Raw genomic sequence first — 24,840 nt, 5'->3', positions numbered from 1 at the left:
AGCTATTTATTTTACTATCAACGGTGCAAATCTACCAATAATCGACTTTATGACAATGCAGCCAGCAACTACAAAAAGTGCAATTTGGGGGTCATAAAGGATAGGGATTTTCCATTTGAATATTTGTGCTGCTGTTGTAAGTAATGCGATTGTTCCAAAGATGTACCCCATGATGGTGAGCGGGTGAGCAGGTGCATTGCTGATAAATTTGCCGATTGTCGGCATAATCATGCACATTGCAAATCCGATTGCGCCCAAAGCAATAACAGCCGATCTCGGCCCATTGATGAATAATATTTGTTTGCCGGATAATCCTGCATAAACAATCAGACCAGTTATAAACCACTCCGCTGCCAATACCCCCATTCCTTTCATTGTTTATCGCTCCTTAAATAGGTTTTATTGAACATCGTAATATGTCTTTCTAAAAAAGATAAAGCTTCTTCATATTTTTCGGGCTGATTGTCGTATTTGGATAACAGCAAATACAAAGGTGAATAAAACTGCAAAGCCATTACCATTGGGTCAGCATCAACATAAACTCCATCATTTATTAAATTAGTAAACACGCCTGATATATAATCTAAGCCCTTGTCTATTATCAATTCCCGAAAAAACTTGCTTGCCTCCGAAGTTCTATACTGTTCCATTGTCAACATTCTACGCAGTTGCGAACCATACTCTGTTTTGAGATAGAACTGGAACATCGTAACGCTAATACGGAATAATTCCTCTCTCACATCACTTTCTCCTGAGAGAATGTTGACCATGCTTTTAGGGGGAATAAAAGTAGAAACTTCCTCTTGATAACGACGCTCTATGTCTTTGAGAATTGAGTCAAAAATGTCTTGCTTTCCGCTATAATGTTTGTAAAGGGCGCTCTCCCGTATTCCGATTTCTTTTGATATGTCACGGATACCAACCCCATCATAACCTCTTTCAGAAAACAATTTTAGTGCAACTGTCAAAATAACTCCCTTTGTATCCCGTGTTTCGTTTTTTGGCATAATAACCTCCATCAATAAATACAGGTGATCGATTGTTCACTATTATTATAGTGAACAATCGATCACCTGTCAAGAAGGGAACCAAATTATATTTTCACGTTGTTATTATGAGCCTTTCGAGCCTCCCAAAACGCGGCTATGTTGCGTCATTTTACTGTCGCTCATTCCTTGTTTGACTTTGGACCAACTTGGAAAGAAGTCCTAAAGTGCAACCAGTTTTGCAAAGTGTTCCAAGAGCCTTGAATACCGTTTCCATAGTTCGACGTAGCCTGTTTGCAGTTCCTCAATTTCAGCTTGATAAGCATTATGAACCTGTGCATATCTGGCAATCGGGGAAAGATTGTTTACACAGCGCCGTAGCAAGGAGATAAGTTCTTTTACAGGCGCGAGCCCAACATTTACAGCATATCCATCAAGGGCCAACTTGCGGATAAAGGCACTCTGATTTGACTGTTCACTTCTGCCATGCCTTCCCGTATGGCGGCTAATTCCTCATGCATTTTACTGGTTCACTTATTAGGACAGAAAAAACAAAAAACAAGTATATCGCCCATTGTGAACGATACACTTGTTTACACATTTTACTTGGCAGTGCCCATAAACAGTTCAAGGTTTCATACTGTCTTATGCAGGACCGCCTTACGGCACTTTTGTTTTCCATCATAAATAAACCTTGTCCGTGACCGTGTGAATTGACGGGTATGATCCGTTAAAAATCCACTTTGATTCCCAACCCGTACTCCTCGGATAATTTAAGCCGGGGGCCGGTGCAGGTGAATCCGCCGCGAATTTCCGGACTTTCTTTAAAATAGAAAAAGCTGTCAAGGTCTCCATAAATAAAATTAGGTCTGGAGGCGACAAGAGCCGCGCCCGCCGATATGCTGATCCGGCTTTCCATCATACAGCCAAGCATACACCGGACTCCGTTCGTCTCTGCTATGGTGTTAATCTGTAAGGCTCTGTACAGGCCCCCGCACTTCATGAGTTTAATATTGATGATATCCACCGCATCCTTTTTGACCAGTTTTGCGGCGTCCTGGGGAGAAAAGCAGCTCTCATCCGCCATGATGGGAATCGGCGATTTGGAGCGAATATAGGCAAGTCCGTCAATATCCCATGCGGGAACCGGCTGTTCCACCGCTTCCACGCCCAGCTCAGCCATTTTTTGGATGATCCGGATGGAATCCCCGGCGGACCAGCCCTGATTCGCATCAATTTTCAGATGGATGTGCGGCCCCACCGCTTCCCTGATCCGGCGCACCGCCTCCACATCCTCTTCCGAATGAAGCCCCGCCTTTATTTTGATGTGGTGAAACCCTCTTCCGACGATTTGAAGGGCCTCTTCCGTCATCTCCTCCGGTGTGCCGATCATAACCGTCAGATCGGTTTCCATTTGGTCCGCGATTCCTCCGAGCAGGCGGTACAAAGGCATTTTCGCGTGCTTGCCCATGATATCGTAAAGCGCAATATCGATCGCCGCTTTCGCGGACGCGTTATGGATAAGCGTCCTGTCCATCACACTATGGATATGGTCGATTGCAAACGGATCCAGTCCTATCAGCTCATTTTTCAGAACTCCAACTGCGCTCAGGATGGTGTCGACGGTTTCTCCGGTTACGAAGGTAACGCCGATGCCTTCCCCATATCCGACAATTCCTTCCTCCGTTTCCACCTTAACAACAACCGTCTCGCAACTATGGATGGAACCAATCGCCACAACGACCGGATGCAGCAATTCCAGATTTACCTTTTTTGCTTCAATTGTTTTGATGATCATAATGCACCTTCGTTACTTTCCGAAAACTTCGCTCTGCTTCTGCATATTTTCAATAACCACGTCATAAATCGTGCCGAACTGTGAAAGGTATTTCATTACCTCCCACGGTTCATTCGTGTGGAAGTGTATCCGGAGCAGTTCCTCATCACCGACGACCAACAGGCTGTCACCGGGCGGCGTTTGTTCCAGATGCTCTCTGATCTCATCGGCGGGGATTCCCTCCCCTTCCACCAGCATTTGCGTGTCAAAAACAAATTCTATTTTTTCCATGTATGACCCTCCTTGATAGGATACCGTCCGGTCTTCCTCCGGGCAAAATCGGGCATTCTGCCATTGAATGCCGCCTTTGCCCGGAGAAATTTATGACTTCTCCTATCCAATTATTTGAAATATATCCGGCCGCCGCTTAACGAAAAGGGCCCGTATTCCGGTACTTCTGTTTTTTTAGGACGTTCCAGTTCTGTGCCGTAATGCCGATATGACCGATACCCAGAACAATAGCGGCAGCGCCCAGCCAGACCGTCCGCGCATAAACGGACAAAAAGAACACCGCAGCCACCGGTAAAACAGCCAGCGGCAACGGGATTCCCCAAAAAGGCCTGTAAAAATCCACAGATACATGCTTACCGGTAAAATACCTTCCCCAGCACATCAGATATAAGAGCATGAGAAAACCGGCGGCGCCTAACCATATCGTCCAAAAATCGATTTTCCGTATATTGAGGTCATCAAAAATCAATACCAGCGTGGTAGTCAGGACCTGGCCGGCTCTCTCAAAAACCAGCAGTATTTTGTTTTCCTTTATTTCCTTAAAATCCACCGGCAGATTTAACCCATAGAAAATATTGGGAATAAACAGACAGCATAAAAAAATCAATCCGATATAAGAAAATCCCAATCCTCCCAAGCTGTTTCCTCCCTGTCTTGATATTCATACGGGTCCCGTCTATCGATGAGAAAACTTTCCCCTGCTTTTCCATCTGTCCAATCGTACTGGCGGCTATAGCCAATCCTGAGCTTACGGCACACTGCACGGACTGCCGCCCGATGAAAGCAGGAATCATGATCTTTGATTTCATTATAATCTATCAACGGATCGTGTTCAACTCCTTTTTAGCCGTCATATTACAACATTTCCAGTTAATTCTGCAACAAGGATTGTGTTTTGTCTCGAAAACCGAATTGGAGTTGCTGTAATCATAATACATAAATAAGCGCAAAAACAGTTTTCTATTCTGAATTACGCAATTTTGGAACAGCATCTTTTTTAAACTATGCTATACTGGATTTACCGTACGGTTAGGGGGAACGCTGATGGATACTACAGAAATACTGCAGGACATTCTGGAATACGTCGACGGACATATTACGGATGATCTCGGCACGGAGCTTCTGGCGGCGCATGCCGGTTTTTCCACATGGTATTTCTGCCGGATCTTCCAGTGGGGTACCGGATATCCGGTAATGGGCTATGTGAGAAACCGTCGTCTCGCTTTTGCCGCGCATGAGCTCAGTTCCGGTCAGCGAATCCTCGACATCGCTCTGAAATACGGATTTGAAACGCATTCGGGCTTCAGTAAAGCCTTCCGTCGCTATTTCGGATGTTCCCCGGAAATTTACCGGCTGCACGCCCACTGCAGCCAGCCGGCGCTTCCCAGTCTTCTCTGTATGAATAAATATCTGATTGGAGGAATTCTTTTGGAACCGAAATTTGTTTCCCTGCCCGCCGTCAAACTCGCGGGCTTCGCCCTGAAAACGACCTCCACTGACGGCGAAAACAGCAAAGCGATCCCAGCCTTCTGGAGCGACTATATGAGTGACGGAAGGATGGAGAAGCTTCACTCCGAAAGCTTTGTCAAACAGCATGACGAATATGGCGCATGCTTCCCGGCGAACCCGGAAAGCGGAGAATTTGAATATGTGATCGGCGTAGAGCCGAAGGAAGGCACGGTGATTCCAAACGGCTACCATACCTGCGAACTGCCGTGTGCAACCTATGCCGTCTTTTCGACGCCTCCCTGTGACGCCTCAAGCTTTGTATCCACCATTCAGGGAGTATGGCAGTATATTTTCAATGAGTGGTTCCCGAAATCCGGATACGAATACGCGCCGGAATGTGCGGATTTCGAACGGTACGACGACCGCTGCATGTCCGAATCCGGAAAAGTCTGCGATATCTATATCCCCGTGGTAAAAAAATAAAAAGCAGTCCCTCGCTGTACTCAATATTCCGTGATTTTTATCCTCCGTTGTCCTTGCGGACAATCGGAGGATTTTTTATAAATCAGACTTTATCGAATGCAACCGGTCGGAGCAGATTCCCTATGCAGATCGGCTGGGTGCTGTATTGATAATTCCAAAGGCAGGCCGTCGCAATCTGGGGATTGCGATACGTTCTGAAAAAATATTCGCAGGTATTTGTATTTATAAACGCGATATATTTGGTGTAATCGTAAGTGTCGCGGCTCGTCGTCACAGCACCTTTTGGAATTGTGACGCTTTCCATAATGTGAAAGCATGTTATGGCCGCTTCCGTTCTGTCCTGGGGCGTCTGCACATGAGTCTTCAGGTATGCGGCTCTCACAAATCGCTCCGGAGAGGTATACCCTCCCGGGAGCAGCATGGTTCCCGCTGCCTGACCAAACGGTTTTAGCTGGATTTTCCCCCAGTAAGCTTCCTCGGCCTGTTTTGGAGATACCTCTGCATAATTTCTCAGGTTTGTCATATGCCATGAAAAGTCGGGACTGTTGGCCATAACCCCGATCGGATTTGAGAATATTTCCAGACCCCTTTCGGTCTGTTCAACCACGGCGCATTGCCCGTCTTTATCTGTGGCAATCCAATGAAGCGGCGCGACAGTCCGTGTTACGGGGTCCTGCAGTCCAATAAGGGAGATATGAGGGATCAGCCTTTTCAAGTCCTCCACGGACCCGCATCTTCCTAACATATAATGCAGAAAGTCCAGGGACGCGACGGGCTCTTTTCCAACCTCTTTTATTTGCGAGTCGAACTGCGCATAACCGGCGAAATACAACGCGGCTGCCGCAAATCCCTTTTCATTGACGCCGTCGAAGAACCCAAGCATTCCGTCCGTTTCCTGGCCGATTCCCATAAAGCTGTAGCGGTTATAAAAGTGATTTCCGTTGAGGACATTGCCCCACAAATAATTCTGGGGCATAACATAAAGCTTCGGTTCAATATCATAAGAAAAATCCATCGTACGCCCAAAAAAGTTTTCCATCTGTTGAGACTGTAATGTAATAGCCGTACACATCTTTCCATACTCCCCCTCTGCAAAATTCACCCTGACGGGCAGGATGCATCATGGTTAAATGTCTTCTCCATAAATATGGCCGGGGCAGGCAAGGTGTGAAAAAAGCCCTCCCAACCGCCAGAAGGCAGCTGAGAGGGTCGCCAATGTGAATTGAGCTAATTATTGAATTATAGGTCCGTGCACAAACCTATTCCCCCTGTTATAAAAAGCCCAATTTTAATTATATTATAGCATAATGATTAATGATTTTCAAGAATAAAATCAATAAATCGATATCTTATTTTATTCCTGATGGTCTCTGTGGACCGCGTACGCAATTAATCCGGTGATTACTGCCAGTACAGCGACTGCCGCTACGACGGCGACCAATGAAAACATTGAATTACCCCCCACCTCTTTTTTTCCGCCAGAGTGTCTATTCTTTTTTATCCTCTTCCGTATGATACCGCTGATTCAGCAATTCTAATTTTGTTTTTGCCTCATCAAGGAAGGTAAACCAGTTCTTTCTGTATTTTTCATCGCTTCTCAGATATTCAAATTTTTCTCCCTTGAGCAGTATGCTGTATCCTTCATCTGAGCGGACATTAAAGCCCAAACACTTTTCCTCTAAAAGTACGTATTTGCAATTTTGCATATTCCATCCGAAAGAGTATATCGTGTCCCCTACACGGCATGGGAATAATTTTGATAATTCAGCCATAATACCTCCATTCATTCATATGGTTTGCAGCGATCATATATTGTATTTATGATTCATTTTCTACAATATTGAAAAGATTATCCGTTATTTATATAATGAGAATTAATCGTACGATAGATTATTCGGTGAACACAGATCATTTTTTGGGGTAGCTAGATAAATCATTCCATATTCTGCTGAAATGCCCTGTATAATTTAACCCGCTTATCGTAAACTATTTATGAGGTGATTTTTATGGCTCAGGGTTTACAGGATCTTTTAACATCGAACCAGGATATTAGTCAGTACTTTTTATCGCTGCCTACCAATGTACAGAACGCAGTTACCGGCAGCGGTGAAGAAATCTGCACACTGGAAGATCTTCTTCGCCTCATTCAATCAATATCCGGAACTTGCTGAAAATGATGCGAAAAACAAATCCCCTGACGGACGTCAGGGGATTTTCCTTATCGTAAATTTTCGTTTCATGCGCACCGGACCGCGTACGTCCGTTCACACAGGGCGCTGTAACGAACGGGTTTTCCCGTTACCGCTTGATAAAGGTTCCCCGGTCTAACTCGTCAAAGGCGAGATTCAGCTCCTCACGGGTATTCATTACAATCGGGCCGCCCCAGGCAATCGGCTCGTGCAAAGGCTTCCCGGAAAAGAAAATCATACGCAGCGCAGAGTCAGGCTCTGCCGACACAGAGAGATAGTCCCCTTCCTCAAACAATACGGCCGATTTTGATAAAATCAACTGACCGTCAATAACGGCGTTCCCTTCGATCAGGAATACAAATACGGTTTCATCCTTTTTTGTGGGGAGCTCAATTTTTCCTCCCTCCGAAAGTGCTATGTCATAAATCGTTGCCGGTATATGGGCCGGAGTCACCCCCGCTGCATCCTCAAAACTTTCTGACAGGACACGGATATCAGCTTTCTCTTTTGTAGCATGACCCATCATTTCCGGCGTAATGCTCAAATATGCCGGGGCGGTCATCTTTTCCGCGCGGGGCAGATTCAGCCACAGCTGAAATCCGAGCATTCTGCCGTCGTCTTTCGGCATTTCCTGGTGCAGAATGCCGCTTCCCGCTGTCATCCACTGGCTCTCTCCCGCATGGATGGTTCCTTTATTTCCCAGACTGTCTTCGTGTTCTATCTTTCCGGAAATCAAATAAGTAATGGTCTCGATCCCTCTGTGCGGATGCATGGGAAACCCGGCGATATAGTCCGACGGGTCTGTAGAATCAAAGGAATCCAGCATCAAAAACGGGTCGAAATCTTCCACGTCATGGTATCCGATCACACGGACAAGCCGCACTCCGGCACCATCCGTCGCTCTTTGTCCCCGGATTATTTTTTTAATCGTGCGTTTTTTCATATCCATTTTCCTTCCCAGCGTTTTATATGGAAATCAGAACTCTTCCTGCTCCCTATTGAAACGCTGTTCATCATACATATCGGTAAACTGTTCTGTAATTTGCAGTATAGCATAAAGAGAAAAATTCAGCAAGCGCGAGCCCTCAAAAGCCATATTCGGTGTTCAGCCAGCCTTCGGTATTCCCGTCCCTGCCGGCAAAGGGAAATGCCTAAAAATGTTCCCCCTTTGCATTCCTGTTTCCCATATTGACAAGCCATATTTGAAAATCATAGTATGTAACAACTCCGATCGAAAGGTGGAACCAAATATGTGTTGGCTAATACCATTTCTGATTTTAGCGGGATGCGGCTGTAGGCGTGGCTGTTGCTGCCGTAGATGTAAATAGCAGATCGTGGCGCTCACTGACAGTGGGTGCCATCATACATAGAAAAGCGCCTTGAAGATCGTCTCTGAACACAAAAGTAATCTGCCTCCGAATTTCAGCATATGATTCTGTGAGGTGAGAATATGAACGACAATGCCAGCGGCGCCTATCTGTCCGCCAGGGTCGACGAACCATATCCGGTTGTAACTGTTACTGAAAAAAATTGCAGATATGCGTCAATCATTTCAGACGGATATGCGGGAGAAGGGTCCGAATCAACCGCCATCGCCCAATATGGGGTACACCGTCTGTATTTAAAGGATTTGGCAAATTCATATGAGGCATACGGGGCAATCATACAAGTAGAAATGATTCATTGGAGATTGCTAGGCGATCTCGTATTACAATTGGGTAACGCCCCGCTGCTCCGATCATGCTTATCCGGAAGGTACTGGAGCGGGAGTTTCCCCATGTACCGCAATACCTTTGCACAGATTATTCAGTCCGACATTGAAGGAGAAAAGGCCGCCATTGCGCATTATCAAAGAATGATCCGGCAGATCGGAGACACCCAAATCCAGAATTTATTCAAACGGATCATCCTTGATGAAGAAAGGCACATTGAAATACTTACCGGGCTGAGGTCGGCCGCAAAATAAAACACCCGGCTTTGAATAATTTGGTTTTTCCTGCCAATCCTTCTATCAAACTTCTTTTCTGTTTTTTTCTCTATCTGGCCGCTCTGTAGCAGGAGCGGCCTTTTCAAATTAGTAGAATTTTAACCCAATCTTCACGCCGATTTCACATTGGGCCATTATACTTTAATCATTCCAAACAGCTTACAAGTCCTATATGAGGAATCATATACTTCTTTTTCATTAATACCCCTCTGTTGCCGCTCCTTAATTGGAGCGGCTTCTCTATTTCCAAAAATTACCTTTGCAAAATAATTACAAATTTGTTACTATTTAATTGTCAATTACACAATTGGCATTCCTCCTATTTTTTCTTTGGGCCGCCCAGGCGTTAGGGCGGCTTTTTTAATATTAACGTTCGCTTTTTAAAAAAATAATGCTATAATAAAATATATCAAATATTTTTAAGGGGTGACCTAATATGAGCAAAAAAGCAATTGGCGTCTTTGTAGGAAGTCTTCGAAAAGATTCTTTCAGCAAAAAGATCGCTCAAAATGTCATTGATTTTATGCCGGAAGATTTTACTGCGCAAATCATCGATATCGGAGGTCTTGAACTATATAATCAGGACTATGACGATACTTCCGCTCCGCCTGCTTCCTGGACTGAATTCAGACAAGCTGTCGGCAAATTGGATGCATTTCTGTTTGTAACGCCGGAATACAACCGTTCCGTCCCTGCCGTATTGAAAAACGCGCTTGATGTAGGCTCCCGTCCATATGGGAAAAGCGTCTGGGATGCAAAGCCCGGAGCAATCATCAGTGTATCCCCGGGGAAACTGAGTGCCTTCGGCGCAAACCACCATCTACGTCAGTCTTTGGTGTTTTTAAACGTTTACACGATGCAGCAGCCGGAAGCGTATCTTGGAAATGTAACGGACGTTCTGGGACCTGATGGTAAACTGACTTCAGAAAATACCAAATCGTTTCTGAAAAGCTATGCGGATGCTTTTGTAACATGGATAAACCATTTCTAATGGTTCCATTCGGCTCCTGCCTTACGGCAGGAGCCTCTTTTTTTGTTTGTTCCGCGGTTTCCGCAGGATATCCGGCGTTTATTACGCTTTTGGTTTCTTTCTCACTTTGTCGAGGTATTCCTCCGGGTTTCTTCCGGCATCCTTCGCGGCCGCGAACAGCGCTTCGCGCAGCTCTTCTTTCGTCCAATCCTCATATGGCACATATTTGTGCAGGATAATATTTTCTTCGTCATCCGTATAAAACTCGATCGGATCTCCGTCCTCGATTCCGTTGATTTCGCGAAGCTCTTTTGGAACGACAATACGCCCCGTGTTATCAATTTTGCGGACAATTCCTGTTGCCCTCATAGATTTTGCCTCCCTTAAATTTCCCTATCTCATGTAAAACGGAAATACCCGATTTTCCGTCATGGTCTTTTCATCAATAGTATATCAAACAATACACAGAATCTGCTATTTAAAATCCAATCTGCCAGGGAAAGACGGGGCGGTCCGGTACTATGTATTAATATTACAGGTTATTTATGGTACCGCTGCACTAATATAGTGCAACGGTAAAATTTTTGTTCCGGACATAAAAAACGGCGGCTGATCTTGGGACATTTCAAAATGTTCCAAAATACCAACCACCGTTCATTTGCCGATTTGCTTATTTTAAGACCTGATTATTTTGAAAAAAATCTTTCCAGGGGTCATTGCCGCCGATCCTCTGGAGTGCATCCTCCATAGTAATGCCGTCGGGGGCAACCGTTTCAAGTTCATCCCAAGCGATCGGCATGGACACTTTGGCCCCTTCTCTCGCTCTTATGGAATAGGGTGAAACACTTGTAGCGCCTCTGCCGTTTCGGATCCAATCGATAAAGATTTTGTTTTTCCGTTTTTCCTTCCGGATATTGCTTGTATAACGGTCGGGCCACTTCTGTTCCATCACTTCGGCAATGCGTTTCGCAAAGTCGTGGAACACATCCCACGAAGCAACGGGTTTAAAAGGGACGACCACATGGTACCCTTTGCCGCCGCTGGTCTTTAGATACGACTTGAGCGAGAGCTCGGCAAGAATGCTTTTGACATCTTTCACCCCCTGGCGCACCGTTTCGAGGTCCATTCCTTCGTCAGGATCGAGATCGAATACCATTACGTCGGGGTTTTCAAGCTTGTCAACCCTGCTCCCCCAGGTATGGAATTCCAGCGTGCCCATCTGCGCTTCGGATATCAGTCCGGACGCATCCTCAATATAGAAATAATCTTCCGTTTCCCCATCGTTGGTGGGGATCGATACTGAAACGACCCCTTTACTGTCCGAACCGGGATGCTTTTTTAAAAAACAGCTCTGCGATATTCCCTTGGGACAGCGCACGATGCTTAAAATTCTGTGGGATACATAGGGCAGCATGCGCGCCGCTGCTTTTTCATAATACCGGATCACATCCGCCTTGGTTATGTCAGGATCGTGAAACATGATCTTTTCCGGGTGGGTAATCTTAACGCCTTCTATGATAAGGTCATCGTCAGCTGCTTTCATGGGTTTCTCCACATTTTCGGCGGATGCCTGAGGCTGTGCCTCATCATCCGCTTCCTCCTTTTTGATATCCTTTGGATTTTTATCGGTCCGCAGGCCCTTGAAGCTTGCCTGCCGCAGCAGATTTTCTTCGGTCCACTGTGCGAACTTGATTTCCGCAACCAATAGGGGTTCAAGCCAGGTGATTTTTTCGTGAGTTCTTTCCTGGGGCGCCTGGCTGAAAGGAGCCGATCCTCTTTCTAAACTTTTAAACTGATGCTCAAGCTCTGCCGCGCTGCGGGCGCTCAGGCCCGTTCCGGCCCGTCCGGCATAGACCAGTTCTTCTCCTTTATAAACGCCAAGGAGCAGCGAGCTTACCCCGCTTGTCTTTTTATCGGACAGAGTATATCCTCCAATGATGAATTCCTGCCTTTTATCACATTTAAGCTTGATCCAGTCACCGTTTCTGGTCCCGCTGTATACGGAGTCGGCTTTTTTACCTACAATTCCTTCCAGATTCGCCTGGCCGGCCGCCGCAAAGCTTTCTTTTCCATTGCCTTTGATATGCTGGCAATAATAAAGGTTTTTCGGTGAACTCTTCATAAGAGTCCCAAGCGCTTCTTTTCTGTCAATCAGGCGCTGTCCCCTTAGGTCCGCTCCGTCCAGGGCCAGAAGATCAAAGACGATATAAATGCAGTTTTTACCTTTCGGAGCTTTCATATAGTTTTGCAGGGCCTGAAAATCTGTTCTGCCGTGGACGTCCGTGACCACTATTTCACCGTCCAGAACCATTGCCCTTCCGGCGGCCAGATCGATAAGGGAATTGGCGACTTCGGGAAACCGGTCCGTATAATCGTTGCCGCTGCGGGTTTGCAGCCGAACGTTGTTGCCTTTCAGGAAGGCCAGAATCCTGTAGCCGTCGTACTTTACCTCGTAAAGCCAATCCTCGCCTTCGGGAACCGTGCTGACAAGTCTGGCAAGCTGTACATCCGCCTTTTCAAAAGGATTACGGGTGAATTTTTCGCCCTCGCCTTTTTCAATTTCCTCTAGGGTGCGTCCAGTCCGGACGCTTGTGGTGAACTCGGAAATTCCATCGCCGGTTTTGCTGTAATCATCTTTTTCTTTGAGCAGAAGCCAGTTGCTCCGGGTCTCATCCCCTTTTGCTTTCATTCGGATCAAAGCCCATTTGCCCTTCAGTCTTTTGCCTTTCAGGATAAACTTAAGCGAGCCTGTACGGAGTCCTTCCGCTGCATCCGCCTGAGGTTCCCAGAAACCTTCATCCCAGAGCATTACGACTCCGCCGCCGTATTCCCCCTTGGGAATCAGCCCTTCAAAGTTTCTGTATTCCAGTGGATGGTCTTCCACCTGTACGGCAAGCCTCTTATCGTGAGTATCATAGGAAGGACCCTTGGGTACCGCCCAGCTTAAAAGTACCCCGTCCCATTCGAGGCGGAAATCAAAATGATCCCTGCGGGCAATATGATGCTGAACAACAAATTTCAGGCGGTCTTCGGGATTTTCCGATTCGCCCTCTGGTTCTTCGGTTTTTTCAAAATTTCTTTTCCGATTGTATTCTTCCAGCTTTGTAACCATTGATACGCACCCTTTTGACAAGCAGTTCCATCAGTCCGAAACCTGCGCTTTTCGTTATTATCCGCCGGTTCCCTGATATTTATCCTATTGAGAAATCATACGAGCCGATTTTCAATTATTTGCCGGTACTTTTGGTTATACTAAATCCGGAGGTGACATTTTTATGCCAGTAGCACATCATTCCGTTATTTCATTTGGACTTGTGGCGATTCCTGTGGCTATGTACACAGCCACTCAGGATAACGATATTCATTTTAATCAGCTGCATAAAGAAGACCAGAGCCGTGTACGGTATAAAAAGACCTGTGCTCATTGCGGAAAAGAACTGAAAAGTGAAGATATTATCAAAGGCTATGAGTATGATAAGGACCAGTATGTCGTTGTATCGGACGAAGAAATAGAAAAAATCAAAACTGAAAAGGAAAAATCGATCCAGATCCTGCATTTTGCGCAGTTAAACCAGATTTCGCCGGTTTATTACGATAAGACGTATCAGGTGATTCCGGATAAGGGCGGAGAAAAAGCTTTTGAACTTCTGAGGTCCGCTCTGATGAAGGAGCAGAAGATTGCAATAGGCAAGACCGTTATGGGAACAAAAGACACTTTGATGGCGATCATCCCGCGTGAAAACGGGGTGTTGATTTCAACCATGTTTTATCAGGATGACATTAAGGATCTGCAGAAGTCTTACGATATTCCACAGCCAAACGAACAGGAATTAAAAATGGCTCAGGCTCTGATTGACACAATGGATACGCCTTTTGATCCGTCTCAGTATAAGGATGAATACCAGGGAAGGCTCAAGGAGCTCATTGAAGCAAAAATCGCCGGAAAGGACGTTGTCGCTGCCAGTTCTGAGGAACAAACCGGAAAAGTTATCGATCTTATGGATGCACTGAAAGCCAGCATTGAGAAGCAGAATGAGGATAAAACAAAGAATGAGCCGACAAAAAAGAAGGCAAGTAAAACGAAAGGTGCGTAAAGCACTTGATACTAATATTTATTTTTGCTCTGGAATTATACAAGGACTGACAGTCATTGAGAATGCTGCTTCCTGCCTGCGCCGGAGTTTGCTGTGGGCACCCCACAATGAAAAGAGGCACCCTTCACCGGGTGCCTCTTTTCATTGGTGGAGATGACGAGAGTCGAACCCACGTCCTTAGCTTGGGAAAAAATATTGTTTGCTAAACCTGTCTTAGGAATATCCACCAGAACACATCGTTTGCTGTATCTCTTCCGCAATGCAACGCTTCTGGGCAGGTTTTATGCGTTTTTTGCAAGTACGTTCTTTAGAATATGATTACCCAGAGTAAGGTTTGCCACCAGCTCTTTTAATTGGCGGTTTTCTTCTTCCAACTGCTTCAAATGCTTTGCTTCGCTGACATCCATCCCGCTGTATTTGCTTTTCCAACGGTAAATTGTGTTCAGAAATATTGTATTCTCGAACAATATCTGTAGCTTTTTTTCAGATTCATGCTCTTTTAGAAACCTGATGATCTGTTCCTCGCTGAACCGTTTCTTCATGTTAATCACTTCATCTGCATTTTATCATATTGTGACTAACTTTTCTATTAGCTAAAACCGTCTGCTTATTTCTTTATTCAATCGTTAAGCATTACCACGTCAGAATAACTAGAATTAAAAATGTGTGCGTTTTAAAAGGCGGACAATATCATCGACAGTCAGGGCAAGATCATTTTGGCTGCGCATTTTAGCTTCTTTAAAAGGGACTGCGACACGGTTAATGCTAAAAATGGAAGTGACCCCCATATCATATGCTGTTTCAATATTATCTCCGATGTCACCAACAACCGCTATAACCGGAACACCGGCTGCTTTTGCACGGTGAGCAACGCCGATGACAACTTTGCCGCGAAGACTCTGCGTATCCATTTTTCCTTCGCCGCTGATCACCAAATCGGCGTCGGCTACAATCTCATCAAACCGCACGGTGTCCAGTACGGTTTCGATTCCCATCTGAAGGCTGGATCCTAAAAATGCCACCATACCCGCCCCCATTCCACCGGCGGCTCCCGCCCCCGGAAGATCGGCTATGTCTGTTTTCAGGTCCCTGTGAATTACTTCGGCAAGATGTGCAAGATTCTGATCCAGCATCTTAACAGTGTCTTCATCGGCGCCCTTCTGCGGCCCGAATACCGCGGACGCGCCCTGCGACCCACATAAAGAATTGTCGATATCACACATGGTGACAATCTCCACGTCTTTCAGCTCGTGACACAGGCCGGACATATCGATGGTCTGAATCTGATCCAGAGTTCCGCCTACCGGTACAAACGAATTTCCATTATAATCCAGAAAACGAATTCCCAAAGCGGAAGCCGCTCCCGTTCCCCCGTCGTTCGTCGCGCTGCCGCCCAAACCAACAATAATTTTCCGACAGCCGGATTCCGCGGCGTGGGCAATCAGCTGGCCGACACCGTACGTAGTGGTCCTTTCGGCGTGCTTATTGTCGCCGACCAGAGGCAGACCCGCGCACGAGGCCATTTCAATGATCGCCGTGCGGCCGTCATCGACCAGACCGTAAAATGCGTGCAGGTCTTCGCGGTATGGGCCTTTCACGGTAAGAAACACCTTTTCGCCGCCCATCGCAGCTAAAAAAGCGTCCACCGTACCTTCGCCGCCATCCGCCACCGGAATGGAGACTGTTTCCGCTTCAGGATAATAGGTTTTAATTTGTTTTTCCATAATTCCGCATATAGCAGCGGAATCCATGGTTCCTTTGAATGAATCAGGAATTAATATGACTTTTTTCATGTTATTTATCTCCTTGTTATTCTACTCTATTGAACTTCCCGAACTGACGTAAACGCACTTCTTTGCAATACAGTGTGCACAAATACACAGTTAGGGCACGTTCCATTGCATTGACAACAACAGAACGCGCCCCCGCTGTAGAAAAATTAAATCAGGAATATCAAATTGATTTTATTTGCCAATCTTCGTCCCAGAGACCTTTGCATAGTAATTTGCCAAACTGCTGTGATCTTCCTGACCACGTCCGTCTGCATGGAGCGTCTGCAGCATTTCCATTACCGCGGCTGTCAGCGGCAGAGGGGAACCGACACCGTGTCCGGTTTCGAGTGCATTGTTCAGGTCTTTGATATGCAGGTCAACTTTAAAGCCAGGTTTGAAGTTGCCGTCGATCATCATTGGAACCTTTGCATTCATTACGGTGGAGCCCGCAAGACCGCCCTTAATTGCTTCAAAAACAAGCTGCGGGTCTACACCGGCTTTTTTAGCCAGCGTAAATGCCTCTGCGCATGCGGCTATATTGCAGGCTACAACAACCTGATTAGCAAGCTTGGTAGTATTACCCGCGCCGATTGCTCCGCAATATACCGCCGAAGCACCCATCTTCAACAAAATGTCGTTTTTGACACTCTCAAATATTTCTTTGTCGCCGCCAACCATAATAGAAAGCGTACCGTCGACCGCTTTAGGCTCACCACCGGATACCGGCGCATCGATCATTTTGACTTCTTTTGCAGCACAGGCTTTGGCAATTTCCTGGGAAGCGAGCGGTGCAATGGAAGACATGTCAATGAGGACGGTACCGGCCTTTGCACCTTCCAATACGCCATTTTCGCCCATGACGACCGCTTTTACATGGGGAGAATTAGGAAGCATTGTAATAATCAGGGAACACTGTTCCGCAACTGCTTTTGAAGAAGCAGCAGATTTTGCGCCGGCCGCCACTACATTGTCAACATTTGCCTGCACTACATCGAACACGATTAATTCATGTCCGGCCTTCATGAGGTTTTTTGCCATGGGTTTCCCCATAATTCCAAGTCCGATAAATCCTATTTTCATGAAATCAGTTCTCCTTTTTGATAATCATTACAGCAGATTCTTTGCCTTATCTACAATATTTTCTGCAGTCAGTCCGTAATGCTCCATAAGTTCCGGCGAGCCATAGGCCGATTGCCCAAAAACATCTTGTACTGCGACATAATCCATGGGTACGGCGGATGTCCGCAGGGATAGTGCAACGGCAGAAGCAAGGCCGCCGATGTAATTATGTTCTTCAGCGGTTACCACCGCCTTGACAGTTTTCGCGATTTCTGCCACACCGGCATAATTAAATGGTTTCATTGTGGAAACATTGACCACTTTTGCAGAGATGCCCTGAGCTTTTAAAAGTTCGGCAGCCTTCATAGAAGCGCTGACCATGGAACCTTGCGCAAAGATTGCAACGTCGGAACCCTCGTTGAGCACACGCAGTTTTCCAATTTCAAATTTGTCATCTTCACTGATATAATCGGGAAGATCATTTCTGACAACGCGGAGGTAAACCGGGCCGTCGATCTCTGCTGCCAAACGAACCGCCTGACGCGTTTCTGTAGCGTCACAGGGGGTCAACACTGTCATATTCGGAATTGCGCTCATCAGTGCGACATCTTCAATATCCTGATGGGTGGAACCGTCGCCGAAATCGGAAAGGCCGGAAGAGGATCCGCAAAGTTTTACATTCAGCTTCCCAATGGAGATCGTCTGCCGAATCTGGTCATAAGCTCTGCCGGTAGCGAAAACTGCGAAAGTGCTGCAAAACGGAATTTTTCCGCTGGCAGCCAGTCCGGCTGCTGTAGAGAGCATGTCCTGTTCTGCAATACCCATTTCAAAGTAACGATCGGGATATGCCTGCTGGAACAGGCAGGACATAGTGGATTTACCAAGATCCGCTTCAAGAGCGACTACGTTTGAATTTTCAGCGCCCAGTGCGACAATTTCTTCACCATATGCTAAACGCTGGCTTTGTGTCTTACTCATATCTGACACATCCCCTTTCTTATAAAGCTGAGAACTGGGAATCCAGTTCCTTCAGCGCGGTTTCATATTGTTCTTTCGTCAAAGAGCCATTGTGGAAACCGACCACGTTTTCCGCAAATGGAATGCCCTTGCCTTTGACAGTATGTGCGATGATAACAGTCGGCATACCCTTAACGGTATCCGCTTCATCAAAAGCAGCGAGAATCTGTTCTACATTGTGACCGTCAATTTCAATGACATGCCAGCCGAAACTTTTCCATTTTTCCGACAGCGGATCCGTATTGAAGCGGTCGGCGCACGCGCCGGTAGCCTGTAAGCAGTTTTTATCAATGATGCCAACGATGTTGTCAATCTTGAAACTGGCGGCCGCCATAGCAGCTTCCCAGATCTGGCCTTCGTCCATCTCACCGTCACCCATGATGCAGTAAACTTTATTATCTTTTTTGTCAAGGCGCATTGCCAGTGCCATACCATTGGCAATGGAAAGGCCCTGGCCCAGTGAACCGGTGCCCGCCTCAATGCCAGGGGTCTTGCAGCGGTCAGGATGGCCCTGTAGACGGGAGCCGAGTTTTTTGCAGGTGCTCAACTCCTCAACGGGGAAATAGCCGGTTTCTGCGAGCGCTGCGTACTGTGCGATAGCAGCGTGGCCTTTACTGTATATAAATTTATCGCGGCCTTCCCACTGCGGATTCTTCGGATCAAATTTCATTTTATGTCCGTAAAGCGCAGCTACAATGTCGGCGCTGGAGCAGGAACCGCCTAAATGGCCGACATGCCCTTCTCCGCCAATCATGTTGACAACATCACGACGGATATTTATTGCCAGTTTTTTAATTTCTTTCACTGTATCCTGATTTGTCATAATAATAATTACCTCCTATGTTCAATTATGCGACTAGAATCAACAATTTTACCTAAGCCGATAGAGCTACCCCGACGAAAGAACAACAGACTCCCTGGCCTTTATGCCCGTAACCACTTTTATCCCAAACGACTAAAAGTTTGTATCATAATCCCACGGCTGACCACCGCAGACGCAACCGCCGTCAACACGGTATTCGCAGCCTGTGATGTAGGATGAAGCGTCCGAAGCGAGGAGCAGACACACGCCCGCAATATCCTCGGGATAACCGGGACGGTTAAGCGCGATGCGGTCGAGTAGGTACTTGCTGCGCGTCGGGTGCGCCCAAGTAACAGTTGTAAGATCCGTTTTGATATGCCCGGGACTGATACAGTTGGCGCGGATATTGTATTTCGCCCATTCCACCGCCATAGAACGCGTCAGCGAAAGAAGCCCGCATTTTGTTGCGCCGTAAACGGAACATCCACCTAGGATAGGTCCCGTATTATGCGAGCCAATATTGATGACGCTTCCGTATTTTTTCTCTTTCATATAAGGTGCAACAGCCTGCGAAACAAAAAACGCTCCTTTGAGATTAATCGCCATAATTTTGTCGTATGTGGCTTCATCAACGTCGACAAGTCCTTCGCGCTTGTTGATTCCCGCACAGTTTACGAGAATATCTATCTTCCCGTATTCAGCAACGACAGTCTTTACCGCTATGTCAATGCTCGCGCGCTTTGTAACGTCAAGAATAACGGCAGATGCTTTGCCGCCCGCGTCTTCAATAAGTTTTTTGCGCTTGCCCAAAGCATCGGCGTTTATATCGCACAGCGCGACGGACGCGCCCGCTCCCGCCAGCGTAGAGGCAAGTTCACCGCCAATACCGCCACCCGCTCCCGTGAACAGGACTGTTTTTCCCTCAAGTGAAAACATTTTAAGTAAATTTTCAGCTATACCCATTAAAAATTCCTCCTCTTTTGGATATTTCATTAAAATCAACACCAATTTTACATTTCACAGACATTTTTGCCGCAGAGCCGTTTAAAATTTTGCAATCGTGCGGAAGATCGCATCGCCGCAACGCGACTCATATATTCACAACTGTCAAATTCCCAAATACGCCTTGCGTATGTCGGGGTTGGCGAGCAGTTCCGCGCTCTTGTCGGCCATTACGACTTTGCCTGTTTCTAAGACGTAACCTCTGTCGGCAATTTGCAGCGCCTTGACGAGATTCTGCTCGATAATAAGCATTGACGAACCGTTTTCTTTCATTTTTTTCAGGATATGGAACACCTCGTCCACGACGATGGGCGCGAGCCCGAGCGACGGCTCGTCGAGGATGAGAAGCTGCGGTTCCATCATCATCGCACGCCCGATGGCAAGCATTTGCTGCTGCCCGCCCGACAGCGTACCGGCAAGATGGTTTTCTCTCTCTTTGAGAATCGGGAATGTATCAAAAACTGTTTTCAGCAGTTCCTGCCGCTTTGATTTTGTGCGCTTTGTGTAAGAGCCGAGAATCAAGTTATCCTTAATGGAAAGATTGCTGAGTATACCGCGCCCCTGTGGGATGTGGGCAATGCCCATTTCGGCGCGGGAATAAGCGTGTTTTGACGCTAGATCGCCGCCCAACCAGGAAATCGATCCGGACTGAATTTTCACCTCGCCCGATATTGTGCGCAAGATTGTTGTTTTGCCCGCACCGTTTGAACCAACAAGTGCCACAACTTCGCCCTCATTTACCGAGAGGTCGATGTCAAAGAGGATTTTCAGGTCGCCGTAACCGGCGCAGACCTTTTCGAGTTTAAGCATCTCCATTATTTGTAATCCTCCCCTAAGTACGCTCTGATAACCTCAGGCTTTTTCATAACTTCAAGGGGATCGCCCTCTGTCATAAAGTGACCTTCCTCCATAACGACCACACGGTTACACAGTTTAGTCACGGCAGACATAACGTGCTCGATAAATAGAACAGTTATGCCCTGCTTGTTGATTTTGCGAACCATATCAAGGCTTGTTTCCATCTCGCTGGGTGTAAGTCCGGCGAGGCACTCGTCAAGCATCAGGACTCGCGGGCGTGTTGCAAGCACGCGCGCCATATCAAGCCATTTTCGCTTTTCGATAGGCAGTTTGGTACATTTCTGCTCCGCGATATCGTCGAGCTGCACAAACTTCACAATCTCTTCCGCTACCTTATTCGCCTCTTTGAGCGTACGGTTATACAGCATAGCGATCGTATAAATATTTTCAAACACGGTCAGATCCGCGAAAGGTTTGGGGGTCTGAAAAGTCCTCCCCATACCCAGTTTTGCCCTGTTCGGAACAGACTGTTCTTTAAGCGCAACAGAACTGCCGTCGGCGTTATAATAAATAATTTCTCCTTTGTCATGGAGATAAACGCCTGTCATAAGGTTGACGGACGTGCTTTTACCGCAGCCATTCGGTCCGATAAGCCCAAGGATTTCCCCCTCGTATACAGAGAAACTCAAATTATTGATGGCGTGCACGCCACCGAAAGACTTATCCACATTTTTCAGTTCGATTATCTTTTTACAGTTTTCAGGCAATTCTGTCACCCCCGACCGTCTTTTTAGCAAAGAACTTCGCCTTGATATCTTCAACAAGCGAAACGATGCCGTTCGGCTTGAACAGAACCATAATCACGATAAGTAGACCGTAAAGCGCCCAGCCCGCGCCGCCGCCTCCCAAATCCTGCAAATAGGCATTGGAGAGTTCCAGCAGGGGTATCGAGATAAGTGCGCCGACCAACGGCCCCCAGATTGTGCCCATACCGCCAAGTATTGCCACGATGCCGATACGCACCGACATATCCTGCGACGCAAGCGTGTTCGGATCGGCAAAACCGGTCTTGAAAACGTAGAGCATTCCCGTAAACGCCATCATCGCTGAACTTATAATGAAAGCCTGCAGTTTGACGTTCTGCGATTTCATTCCCAGCGATTCCGCTGCGTCCTGATCCTCACAAATAGCCCTCAGATAATACCCGAGTTTGTGTCTGTCAATATACACTACAATAAGCGTGGTGATAATCATCCATATAAACGCCACGAAATAGTAAGGCAAATCCGTGTCGAAATGCAGCCCCCAAAGGGTGTTGCCACTGCGGATTTTGAAAGTAAGTCCGAGCGATCCACCTGTGAAACGCTCAAAGTAAATCAACAGCTGTCGAAAGATTGTTGTGCATGCAATGGTCGCTATGGAGAAGAAGACTCCGCGAAGCCTGAAGCATGGCCAGCCGATGACAATGGCGAGCAAAACGGCAAGCGCGATTCCGAGCCATACGCTTATCCAGGGAGAAATACCAAGCGCGGGGATAATTTTTCCGCCCGCCTGTCCCGAACCGGCAAACAGTATAATTGTTGTATACGCGCCGATTGAGAAGAAAATTGATGAAGCCCACGAGGTCTGCTTTCCGTATCCGCCGATAATATTCCAGGCGTTTCCAAGCGCGGCGAAGAAGAATACTTCCATAAGCACACGCGTAAAATAAGTCCTGCTTATCACAAACGGGAAAATCAGGCATATTACAATAAATGCCAGCGCAACTGAGTGCTTTTTAATGGTCGCTGGGTTGAAAATATTCTTAATCATTACGACGCACGTCCTTTCTTCCCGAAAAGTCCGTATGGCCTGATTATCAACACCAGCATCAGCACTGCGTTGATTGCCGCCTGAGAGAGAAGCACACCGGCATAGGAACTTGTCATCGATTCAACCAGCCCGATAATCAGACCGCCGATCAGCGCGCCCTTGATGTTACCCAATCCGCCGAGAACCATTGCAGACATTGCTATGATAGAAAACTGGGATCCTACTTTAGGCGACAGCAAAAATATCGGAGAGATGAGCAATCCCGAGATTCCCGCAAAAACTGTTCCTAAAGCGAACGCCGTTATAAAGACTATGCTCGTCTTTATTCCGAGAGATTCTGCTATTACGCGGTTTTCGCTCGTCGCCCTCATAGCCCTGCCAATGTCGGTTGAGGCGAGGAACCAGTTGACGAACACGGCAAATGCCGCAGCAGCAATAAACGCGATAACCCTCGCTGTAGAAAGTGATACACTTCCGAGCGCAAGTGCCCCATTACGGAGCTGGTCAGATACTGCCACACTCTTAAAGTCGGGTCCGAAAATTAGCTGTATAACGTTCTGTATTATATAAGACAGCCCTATCGTCAGCAAAATATAATTGCTGTCGCCCTTGCCGATCACCTTTTTGATGGTGGTGGAAAAGAAAATACAGCCCGCGAGGTACATCGCTGCGCCCACCGGAACAAGAAGCCAGTAGGGCAGGCTTCCCTGCGGCATCAGCGAATACATCGCGTAAGTAAAATAAAGGCCCATAGCCAAAAAATCGCCCTGTGCGAAGTTGACTATTTTCATAACACCGTGAATCATCGTTATGCCCACGGCAACCAGCGCATAAACACCGCCGATTAACAGCCCGTTAATTATAACCTGAAGCATTTTTTATCATTCTCCTCTTTACGGGGGTGATTTCCAAAGTACGCGATGCGTAAATGAAAGGTTAAGGACGGACGTGCGGCGCGTGCCGCGCGTCCGTAACCACTCAAGTTTTTATTTCTTTTCAAAAGGTTTCATTGTGTCTGGGTTAAGCAATTCGCCTGTCGCGTATTCCGGCGGATATACGCTTGTAGGTTTGCCGTTCTGCCATTGCATGATGATAGCGCGGGAACCGGTGTTAAGACCTGTTGTGTCATCGAAATCGCCGTTGCCGTTGATGACGCCAAACCATTTGCTGTTGTCTTTGGTGAGCTTGCGAAGTTCGTCGCGAACCGTGACGGGATCGTCGGATTTCGCGTTTTCAACTGCCTCGTAAGCAAGCATGATGGAGAAGAGAGTCGGGCCGCCCTGACCTGCGAGGAATTCTTTGTTTTTCTCTTCATAGTGGGCATTCATTTCCATCCAGCCGGTGTTTTCCTTTGCGCCCTTCTGATCCCAGCACCAAGAGTCAACAGAAGTGAGCCCGTTTACTTTATCGCCAAGATCTTTATAGAGTGACGGCCAAGTCATAGCTGCACCGCCGCCGACTACGAGCGGGTGGTAGTTCAGCGTATTCATTGCCGTAAAGATCAGTTTGAGGTCATTCGGGTATGCGCTCGGAAGGATAACGTCAACGCCCGCGTTCTGGATCTTGGTGATCAACGGGGTCGCGTCTGTAAACGAACTGCCCTCATAACCTTCGTCGGAAACGAGTTTGAGTCCGCGCTGCGAAACCTGTTTGCGCGTATTGTTGGACTGGTCTGTGCCCCAAGCATCATTGGAATAGAGCAGACCGAGCTTCAGATCTTTGACGTCTTTGCCGATGCGCTTCGCGTATTCAGCGAGGAAGTCAAGCTGTGTAGGAATGAACGAACTTGATGTAGCCGCCGGCTGGAACACGAAAGAGCATCCCTGTTCGGAAACAGCTTTGTTCGCCGCTGCGCCTGTGACTGTGGGCACCTTGTATTTTTCAAGTATCGGGAGCATAGTCAGTGCGATGGACGAGTTGGAGTTGCCAATAACGCTCGTGTAGCCGCCTTTGGAAAGAGCACGTTCAAGCGGCAAAGTCGCCGTAGCTGCATCGGATGTAGAGTCGAGGACTTCAATTTGGATGGGGCGTCCACCCAAAGATGGGAAACCGCCGAGTTTTTCGTTAATGTACCATTGCGCCGTTTCAGCTGCGAGTGTGCACTGACGACCCGATTCGGACGTGCCGCCCGATACGCAGGCATAAACGAGGAACTTGACAGGATCGCCTGATTTCCCCGTATCAGTGGAAGCTGCTTTGCTTGACGTTGCGGGAACCGTCCCACTTGACGTTGATGCTTTGCCGCCAGAACATCCTGCCGCAGCGGAAAGCGCTATAATCGCAGCAAGAATAAGTGCCAGTTTCTTTTTCATAATGCATCCCCTTTTCAATTTCGCCATAATATCGTTAAGC

25 protein-coding genes are annotated in these 24,840 nt (G+C 47.1%); 4 read left to right on the top strand and 21 right to left on the bottom strand.

From position 1 onward, the window contains the following. Positions 1–6: 6 nt before the first annotated feature. The 5 genes from ACRQU7_RS07365 to ACRQU7_RS07345 all read right to left on the bottom strand — a co-directional run bounded on the left by ACRQU7_RS07365 (position 7) and on the right by ACRQU7_RS07345 (position 3,691). Positions 7–375, bottom strand: a complete 369-nt coding sequence (locus ACRQU7_RS07365; protein ID WP_038323620.1) for a hypothetical protein — start codon at positions 373–375, stop codon at positions 7–9. Continuing rightward, a complete protein-coding gene (locus ACRQU7_RS07360) occupies positions 372–1,007 on the bottom strand; it encodes a TetR/AcrR family transcriptional regulator (RefSeq protein ID WP_444644845.1) in 636 nt (211 codons plus the stop codon). The genes ACRQU7_RS07365 and ACRQU7_RS07360 overlap by 4 nt, the downstream gene beginning before the upstream one ends. Positions 1,008–1,716: 709 nt before the next feature. After that, the gene (locus ACRQU7_RS07355) at positions 1,717–2,784 is read right to left on the bottom strand and encodes a mandelate racemase/muconate lactonizing enzyme family protein (protein ID WP_444644843.1); all 1,068 of its coding nucleotides are present in this window, start codon (positions 2,782–2,784) and stop codon (positions 1,717–1,719) included. 12 nt (positions 2,785–2,796) lie between these two features. Then, positions 2,797–3,054 (bottom strand): dihydroxyacetone kinase, encoded by a 258-nt coding sequence (locus ACRQU7_RS07350; protein ID WP_038323617.1) that lies wholly within the window; start codon positions 3,052–3,054, stop codon positions 2,797–2,799. Between the two features lie 136 nt (positions 3,055–3,190). Then, positions 3,191–3,691, bottom strand: a complete 501-nt coding sequence (locus ACRQU7_RS07345) for a hypothetical protein (RefSeq protein ID WP_444644841.1) — start codon at positions 3,689–3,691, stop codon at positions 3,191–3,193. A gap of 407 nt (positions 3,692–4,098) precedes the next feature. Between ACRQU7_RS07345 and ACRQU7_RS07340 the strand changes: the two genes are divergently transcribed. Then, complete coding sequence (locus ACRQU7_RS07340; protein ID WP_444644839.1) at positions 4,099–4,986, top strand: effector binding domain-containing protein; 888 nt, start codon at positions 4,099–4,101, stop codon at positions 4,984–4,986. Between the two features lie 82 nt (positions 4,987–5,068). Here the strand turns inward: ACRQU7_RS07340 and ACRQU7_RS07335 are convergent, their stop codons facing one another. From ACRQU7_RS07335 to ACRQU7_RS07325, 3 genes are all read right to left on the bottom strand, one after another. Then, positions 5,069–6,058: a linear amide C-N hydrolase gene (locus ACRQU7_RS07335; protein ID WP_444644837.1), complete on the bottom strand. Its 990-nt coding sequence runs from the start codon at positions 6,056–6,058 to the stop codon at positions 5,069–5,071. Positions 6,059–6,473: 415 nt separating this feature from the next. Beyond that, a complete protein-coding gene (locus ACRQU7_RS07330) occupies positions 6,474–6,758 on the bottom strand; it encodes a hypothetical protein (RefSeq protein ID WP_141827852.1) in 285 nt (94 codons plus the stop codon). Positions 6,759–7,284: 526 nt separating this feature from the next. Next, complete coding sequence (locus tag ACRQU7_RS07325) at positions 7,285–8,118, bottom strand: pirin family protein (protein ID WP_444644835.1); 834 nt, start codon at positions 8,116–8,118, stop codon at positions 7,285–7,287. Positions 8,119–8,952: 834 nt separating this feature from the next. On the opposite strand from ACRQU7_RS07325, the gene ACRQU7_RS07320 reads away from it, so the two are divergent. Next, positions 8,953–9,141, top strand: coding sequence for a ferritin family protein (locus ACRQU7_RS07320; RefSeq protein ID WP_444644833.1), 189 nt, complete (start codon positions 8,953–8,955; stop codon positions 9,139–9,141). Positions 9,142–9,598: 457 nt separating this feature from the next. Beyond that, positions 9,599–10,153 (top strand): NADPH-dependent FMN reductase, encoded by a 555-nt coding sequence (locus ACRQU7_RS07315; protein ID WP_444644831.1) that lies wholly within the window; start codon positions 9,599–9,601, stop codon positions 10,151–10,153. A gap of 81 nt (positions 10,154–10,234) precedes the next feature. Here the strand turns inward: ACRQU7_RS07315 and ACRQU7_RS07310 are convergent, their stop codons facing one another. Further along, a complete protein-coding gene (locus ACRQU7_RS07310; protein ID WP_052010497.1) occupies positions 10,235–10,501 on the bottom strand; it encodes an AbrB/MazE/SpoVT family DNA-binding domain-containing protein in 267 nt (88 codons plus the stop codon). A 301-nt stretch (positions 10,502–10,802) separates the two neighbouring features. Further along, a complete protein-coding gene (gene ligD / locus ACRQU7_RS07305; protein ID WP_444644828.1) occupies positions 10,803–13,244 on the bottom strand; it encodes a DNA ligase D in 2,442 nt (813 codons plus the stop codon). Between the two features lie 163 nt (positions 13,245–13,407). Between ligD and ku the strand changes: the two genes are divergently transcribed. Then, positions 13,408–14,226, top strand: a complete 819-nt coding sequence (gene ku / locus ACRQU7_RS07300) for a non-homologous end joining protein Ku (RefSeq protein WP_444644826.1) — start codon at positions 13,408–13,410, stop codon at positions 14,224–14,226. A 281-nt stretch (positions 14,227–14,507) separates the two neighbouring features. Here ku and ACRQU7_RS07295 read toward each other — a convergent pair whose 3' ends face one another. From ACRQU7_RS07295 to ACRQU7_RS07245, 11 genes are all read right to left on the bottom strand, one after another. Continuing rightward, entirely contained in the window at positions 14,508–14,768 is a 261-nt protein-coding gene (locus ACRQU7_RS07295; protein ID WP_444644824.1) for a transposase, read from the bottom strand. A gap of 114 nt (positions 14,769–14,882) precedes the next feature. Beyond that, entirely contained in the window at positions 14,883–16,019 is a 1,137-nt protein-coding gene (locus tag ACRQU7_RS07290) for a glycerate kinase family protein (protein WP_444644822.1), read from the bottom strand. Between the two features lie 171 nt (positions 16,020–16,190). Continuing rightward, positions 16,191–17,078, bottom strand: a complete 888-nt coding sequence (gene garR, locus ACRQU7_RS07285; protein WP_038323604.1) for a 2-hydroxy-3-oxopropionate reductase — start codon at positions 17,076–17,078, stop codon at positions 16,191–16,193. A 27-nt stretch (positions 17,079–17,105) separates the two neighbouring features. After that, positions 17,106–18,035 carry a transketolase C-terminal domain-containing protein gene (locus ACRQU7_RS07280; RefSeq protein ID WP_038323603.1) on the bottom strand — a complete coding sequence of 310 codons (930 nt, stop codon included), beginning with the start codon at positions 18,033–18,035 and terminating at the stop codon, positions 17,106–17,108. 19 nt (positions 18,036–18,054) lie between these two features. Beyond that, entirely contained in the window at positions 18,055–18,897 is an 843-nt protein-coding gene (locus ACRQU7_RS07275; RefSeq protein ID WP_038323602.1) for a transketolase, read from the bottom strand. 132 nt (positions 18,898–19,029) lie between these two features. Further along, a complete protein-coding gene (locus ACRQU7_RS07270; protein ID WP_052010496.1) occupies positions 19,030–19,839 on the bottom strand; it encodes a glucose 1-dehydrogenase in 810 nt (269 codons plus the stop codon). 144 nt (positions 19,840–19,983) lie between these two features. Beyond that, positions 19,984–20,694 carry an ATP-binding cassette domain-containing protein gene (locus tag ACRQU7_RS07265; protein WP_038323601.1) on the bottom strand — a complete coding sequence of 237 codons (711 nt, stop codon included), beginning with the start codon at positions 20,692–20,694 and terminating at the stop codon, positions 19,984–19,986. Then, positions 20,694–21,443 carry an ABC transporter ATP-binding protein gene (locus ACRQU7_RS07260; protein WP_052010495.1) on the bottom strand — a complete coding sequence of 250 codons (750 nt, stop codon included), beginning with the start codon at positions 21,441–21,443 and terminating at the stop codon, positions 20,694–20,696. Before ACRQU7_RS07260 ends, ACRQU7_RS07265 begins: the two co-directional genes overlap by 1 nt. Continuing rightward, positions 21,436–22,488, bottom strand: a complete 1,053-nt coding sequence (locus tag ACRQU7_RS07255) for a branched-chain amino acid ABC transporter permease (RefSeq protein WP_052010494.1) — start codon at positions 22,486–22,488, stop codon at positions 21,436–21,438. Before ACRQU7_RS07255 ends, ACRQU7_RS07260 begins: the two co-directional genes overlap by 8 nt. Next, positions 22,488–23,363 (bottom strand): branched-chain amino acid ABC transporter permease, encoded by an 876-nt coding sequence (locus ACRQU7_RS07250; RefSeq protein ID WP_038323600.1) that lies wholly within the window; start codon positions 23,361–23,363, stop codon positions 22,488–22,490. Before ACRQU7_RS07250 ends, ACRQU7_RS07255 begins: the two co-directional genes overlap by 1 nt. Before the next feature lie 111 nt (positions 23,364–23,474). Further along, entirely contained in the window at positions 23,475–24,800 is a 1,326-nt protein-coding gene (locus tag ACRQU7_RS07245; RefSeq protein ID WP_038323599.1) for an ABC transporter substrate-binding protein, read from the bottom strand. Positions 24,801–24,840 lie beyond the last annotated feature (40 nt).

This window comes from Caproiciproducens puteiluti (assembly GCF_052442865.1).
GTDB lineage: Bacteria > Bacillota > Clostridia > Oscillospirales > Acutalibacteraceae > Caproiciproducens.
This window is presented reverse-complemented; position numbering and strand designations above follow the sequence as displayed.